Source organism: Pedobacter sp. 01N416 (assembly GCF_056399685.1).
Genome location: NZ_JBFTRT010000637.1, coordinates 1 through 4,354, shown reverse-complemented (window position 1 = coordinate 4,354; position 4,354 = coordinate 1). Strand labels below are relative to the sequence as shown.

General features: G+C 36.7%; 7 protein-coding genes and 1 tRNA gene. 3 read left to right on the top strand and 5 right to left on the bottom strand.

Going from position 1 to position 4,354, the window contains the following annotated elements; all coding sequences use genetic code 11:
- Positions 1 to 313 (top strand): hypothetical protein (locus AC1DND_RS25075; RefSeq protein ID WP_477585265.1); only part of this gene is annotated, 313 nt, incomplete at its 5' end.
- A gap of 121 nt (positions 314 to 434) precedes the next feature.
- Here AC1DND_RS25075 and AC1DND_RS25070 read toward each other — a convergent pair.
- From AC1DND_RS25070 to AC1DND_RS25055, 4 genes are all read right to left on the bottom strand, one after another.
- A tRNA-Arg gene (locus tag AC1DND_RS25070) sits at positions 435 to 508 on the bottom strand.
- A 99-nt stretch (positions 509 to 607) separates the two neighbouring features.
- A complete protein-coding gene (locus tag AC1DND_RS25065) occupies positions 608 to 1,072 on the bottom strand; it encodes a redoxin domain-containing protein (protein ID WP_477585264.1) in 465 nt (154 codons plus the stop codon).
- Positions 1,073 to 1,171: 99 nt separating this feature from the next.
- Positions 1,172 to 1,633: a sugar nucleotide-binding protein gene (locus AC1DND_RS25060; RefSeq protein WP_477585263.1), complete on the bottom strand. Its 462-nt coding sequence runs from the start codon at positions 1,631 to 1,633 to the stop codon at positions 1,172 to 1,174.
- Positions 1,630 to 1,782, bottom strand: coding sequence for a hypothetical protein (locus AC1DND_RS25055; protein ID WP_477585262.1), 153 nt, complete (start codon positions 1,780 to 1,782; stop codon positions 1,630 to 1,632). The genes AC1DND_RS25060 and AC1DND_RS25055 overlap by 4 nt, the downstream gene beginning before the upstream one ends.
- Before the next feature lie 161 nt (positions 1,783 to 1,943).
- Here AC1DND_RS25055 and atpD point away from each other — a divergent pair, with 161 nt between their 5' ends.
- Together atpD and atpC are read left to right on the top strand one after the other, a co-directional pair.
- Complete coding sequence (gene atpD / locus AC1DND_RS25050; protein WP_029276465.1) at positions 1,944 to 3,446, top strand: F0F1 ATP synthase subunit beta; 1,503 nt, start codon at positions 1,944 to 1,946, stop codon at positions 3,444 to 3,446.
- 86 nt (positions 3,447 to 3,532) lie between these two features.
- Positions 3,533 to 3,778: an ATP synthase F1 subunit epsilon gene (gene atpC / locus AC1DND_RS25045; protein ID WP_029276466.1), complete on the top strand. Its 246-nt coding sequence runs from the start codon at positions 3,533 to 3,535 to the stop codon at positions 3,776 to 3,778.
- Between the two features lie 107 nt (positions 3,779 to 3,885).
- On the opposite strand, the gene AC1DND_RS25040 is transcribed toward atpC, so the two are convergent.
- Positions 3,886 to 4,354: alpha/beta fold hydrolase (locus AC1DND_RS25040; protein ID WP_477585261.1), on the bottom strand; the 469-nt coding region annotated here is incomplete at its 5' end.

Below are 4,354 nucleotides of genomic sequence, written 5' to 3'. Positions count from 1 at the left end.
CAACAGGAAAGGGCTGACAGAAAAAAAATCAGAAATCGTCAGAGATCAGGAACTGCTGTATACGGTCGAAGAGAAATGGATAAAAAATGAAATTGATCAAGAGACCTACCAAAGATGGCACCTCAAATACAAAAGCAATATAGACAACCTGCAGATTGCWATAGCAAGGCTAAATACCAATCATCGGGAGGCCTACGAAATACTCAATAGGCAATTGGACGTATTTACGGATATCAAATCGGTCTTTCATCAATTTGACACACTGGAAAAGCGAGAATTTATTGACTTGGTGTTCGATTCAAACCTTTACTAGGAAAATGGTATTTATCGAATACCTAGCATGAATATGCTTTCATTTAACTAACTAAAAATGAGAGATTTACGCGTCATGATCGTAGACAAAAAAGGGAGGATTTTTCAATCCTCCCTTCAAGTGCACTTGTAGGGATTCGAACCCCAAACCTTCTCATCCGTAGTGAGATGCTCTATCCAATTGAGCTACAAATGCATTTCCGTATCGTTAACGGACTGCAAAGGTATAATTTGATATTTTAATTTCCAATTAAATTTTAAAAAAATCTCAAAATATTCTTTTGCAGAATATGCTTTATGCGTTTAATGTATCATTAATTGCTTTAAAATCAGGCAACTCATGTGCATCTTCTAAAACTTCTGCATAAGCTATTTTTCCTTCTTCATTGATCACAAAAGCCGCTCTTTTGGAAACACCTTTCAATCCGAACACAAATTCATCATAAAAAGCACCATAAGCTGCTGATACTTCTTTGTTAAAATCAGACAATAAAGGGAACTGATAACTTTGAACTTCTTTAAACTTAGCCAAAGAGAATGGAGAATCAACTGAGATGCCAATTACCTGTGCATCTATCCCTTCGTAATAGCTAAAATTATCACGCATGGTACATAATTGTTCTGTACATGTTCCGGTAAAAGCCATCGGAAAAAAGTGAATAATTACTTTTTTACCTTTGAAACCAGAAAGCGCAATTTCGGTTAAATCTGAACTGTATAATTTGAAATCAGGGGCGTTATCGCCAACTTGTAATGCCATTATGTATTTTTTATGGGTTAAATATATTAATTGGTTCAATAGTTCATCGGCCATTTGTTCATTAGTATTGCATCCCCCAAATGAACTATGACCAGTGAACTAATTATCTTTTTTCATCTGCTGATCCAAAATCGCCAAGCCTTCTTCAAAACTATGTGGACGGTAATCTAGATCTTTAATGGTCTTATCTAAAACAAAACCAGTTCTAATCGGTCGTTTAGCTGTTTGGTTTAAACCTGTAGAACTTATTTCATTAATAAATGATTGATCAAGGCCCCAAAAATCAGCAACTTTTCGCACTAAATCTGCAATAATCATGTAATCTTTACCCGATACATGATAAATTCCTTTTGTATTTTTTTCTACCGCCAATAAGCAGGCTTCAGCTAAATCCTCAGCTAAAGTAGGCATACGCCATTGATCGTTTACTACATTAATAGGCGATGCTTTTTCTAATGCCTCTTTGGCCCAAAGTACAATATTGCTCCGGCTCATATCGCTGGTTATCCCATATACCAATATTGTTCTTAAGATTGCCCAGTTTGCTTTTGAGTTCTTCAACAGCTCTTCCGCCAGTACCCATCCTTTACCGGATAGCGATTTGTTCCTTTAGAAGTGGCAACAAGCTTTACCCTTCCTTCGGCGAGAATTTTTTCAGTTAATTTCTGTCCTAAAAGACCGTTGCTGCCTGTTGTTAAAATGGTTTTCATACGCCTTATTTATGGCTCTAAATTATCTATAAAAACCATGTTGAAAAAATTTATAATATATATTTAAAATTAAGTAAGAAAAACTTAACTTTGCCAACCGAATTGGAGCCCCTATAAACAGCTTTAATTCATTGACTGTAATAAATTTACTCACAACAGATATGCCTAACTTAGGAAAAATAGCACAAATTATCGGCCCTGTGGTTGACGTTAGCTTTGCTAATGATGCCCATCTACCTAAAATTTTTGATGCGTTAGAGATAACGAAAGAAAATGGACAAAAAATTGTTTTAGAAGTTCAACAGCACTTAGGTGAAGATCGTGTACGCGCAATCTCGATGGACTCTACAGACGGTTTAGTTCGTGGAATGGACGTAGTTGACACTGGTGCTGCGATTAAAATGCCAGTTGGCGACCAAATTAAAGGTCGTTTATTTAATGTAGTTGGTGAAGCGATTGACGGTATCAACACAGTTGATAAAACTGATGGTCGTCCTATCCATGCTACTCCTCCTAAGTTTGAAGATTTATCAACTGAAACTGAGGTACTTTTTACAGGTATTAAAGTTATCGATTTATTAGAGCCATACGCAAAAGGTGGTAAAATCGGTTTATTCGGTGGTGCTGGTGTAGGCAAAACCGTATTAATTATGGAGTTGGTAAACAACATCGCTAAAGCTTATGCTGGTTTGTCAGTATTCGCAGGTGTTGGTGAGCGTACTCGTGAGGGTAACGATTTACTTCGTGAGTTTATTGAGTCAGGTGTTATCAACTATGGTGACGAATTCTTACACTCAATGGAAAAAGGTGGTTGGGATTTGAAAGCTGTTGATACTGAAAAATTAAAAGAATCTAAAGCAACATTGGTTTTCGGTCAAATGAACGAGCCTCCTGGTGCACGTGCACGTGTAGCATTATCAGGATTAACTGTTGCTGAATATTTCCGTGATGGTGATGGCGAAGGCGCTGGAAAAGACATCCTTTTCTTCGTTGATAACATCTTCCGTTTTACGCAGGCAGGTTCTGAGGTGTCGGCTTTATTAGGTCGTATGCCATCAGCTGTAGGTTACCAACCAACATTGGCAACTGAGATGGGTTTAATGCAAGAGCGTATTACTTCAACAAAACGTGGATCAATTACATCAGTACAAGCGGTATACGTACCAGCGGATGATTTAACTGACCCGGCTCCGGCAACAACTTTTGCCCACTTAGATGCTACTACAGTACTTTCGCGTAAAATTGCTGAACTAGGTATTTATCCTGCGGTAGATCCATTGGATTCTACTTCACGTATCCTTTCTCCAGCTGTTTTAGGTGATGAGCACTATAACACTGCACAACGTGTTAAAGAAACTTTACAACGTTATAAAGAATTACAAGATATCATCGCGATCTTAGGTATGGACGAATTATCTGAAGAAGATAAATTAGTTGTATCAAGAGCACGTCGTGTTCAGCGTTTCTTATCTCAACCTTTCCACGTAGCTGAGCAATTTACCGGCTTAAAAGGTGTATTGGTTGACATTAAAGATACCATCAAAGGATTTAACATGATCATGGATGGTGAAGTTGATGAGTATCCAGAAGCTGCATTTAACTTGGTTGGTAGCATTGAAGATGCGATCGAAAAAGGTAAAAAATTATTAGCAGAAGCGAACTAGTATCGAGATTTGAGTATTAAGTATCAGGACTATAAACAGGATCTTGCTACTTGATACTAGCTACTTGATGCTTAAATCTAAAAAAAATGAATTTAGAAATATTAACTCCAGATAAAAAAGTTTTCGAAGGTGAAGTAACAGCAGTTACGGTTCCTGGTACTTTAGGCTCTTTCCAGATTTTAAAAGACCATGCCCCTATCATCTCTACTTTAGAAGATGGAGAAGTTATTATAAAAGCAAACAAAGCTGATGAGCAACGCTTTTTTATTAAAGGCGGTGTAGTAGAAGCTATTCACAACAAAATTGTGGTTTTAGCTGAAGGCGTCGCTTAATCTAATTATTCGTCATGCTGAATTTATTTCAGCATCTGTAAAAGAACTCAGAGCGACGAAAACAAAAAGCCTCCCGATTTAAAAATCAGGGAGGTTTTTTGTTTATGTTATTGTTTAACAAAATCACAAACCGCCACAGTAAATTCCTTACTGTTTTCATAATAAAGCATGTGCGAGCCGTTTAATTGCACTACCTTTTGGTTTTTAAATTTATAATTTTTGTAATAGTTCGGTCCAACAGCGTGATCATCCTTACCCGTTATAATCAAGGCCGGTGTTTTAATTTCACTGGTAAGTAAAGCATAATCTTTAAAATATTCTGGATACTTCTGCATCTTTGTGCTATCCATTAAAGGCATAAAAAGAGTCATTCCGAAATCTGATGTACGTTTATAGGAGTTTTCGATGCTGTCCATTTTGATAACGGTATTTACATCATTGGCAATATATTTATATCCAAGATGCACCGCGCTTAACTTTTTTCTAACCAGCGCCGCTCCGTTCATTAATTTTTTAAAATCTGTTTCATTTATAGTGGTATCCTTTTTTAGTTTTATAGTGGTATCCTTTTTTAGT

Bases quoted from the DNA above. Each gene is read 5' to 3' on its own strand.
- atpC (WP_029276466.1), top strand. From the start codon at position 3,533: ATGAATTTAGAAATATTAACTCCAGATAAAAAAGTTTTCGAAGGTGAA.
- AC1DND_RS25065 (WP_477585264.1), bottom strand. From the start codon at position 1,072: ATGGCATTACAAGTTGGCGATAACGCCCCTGATTTCAAATTATACAGT.
- AC1DND_RS25055 (WP_477585262.1), bottom strand. From the start codon at position 1,782: ATGAAAACCATTTTAACAACAGGCAGCAACGGTCTTTTAGGACAGAAA.
- atpD (WP_029276465.1), top strand. From the start codon at position 1,944: ATGCCTAACTTAGGAAAAATAGCACAAATTATCGGCCCTGTGGTTGAC.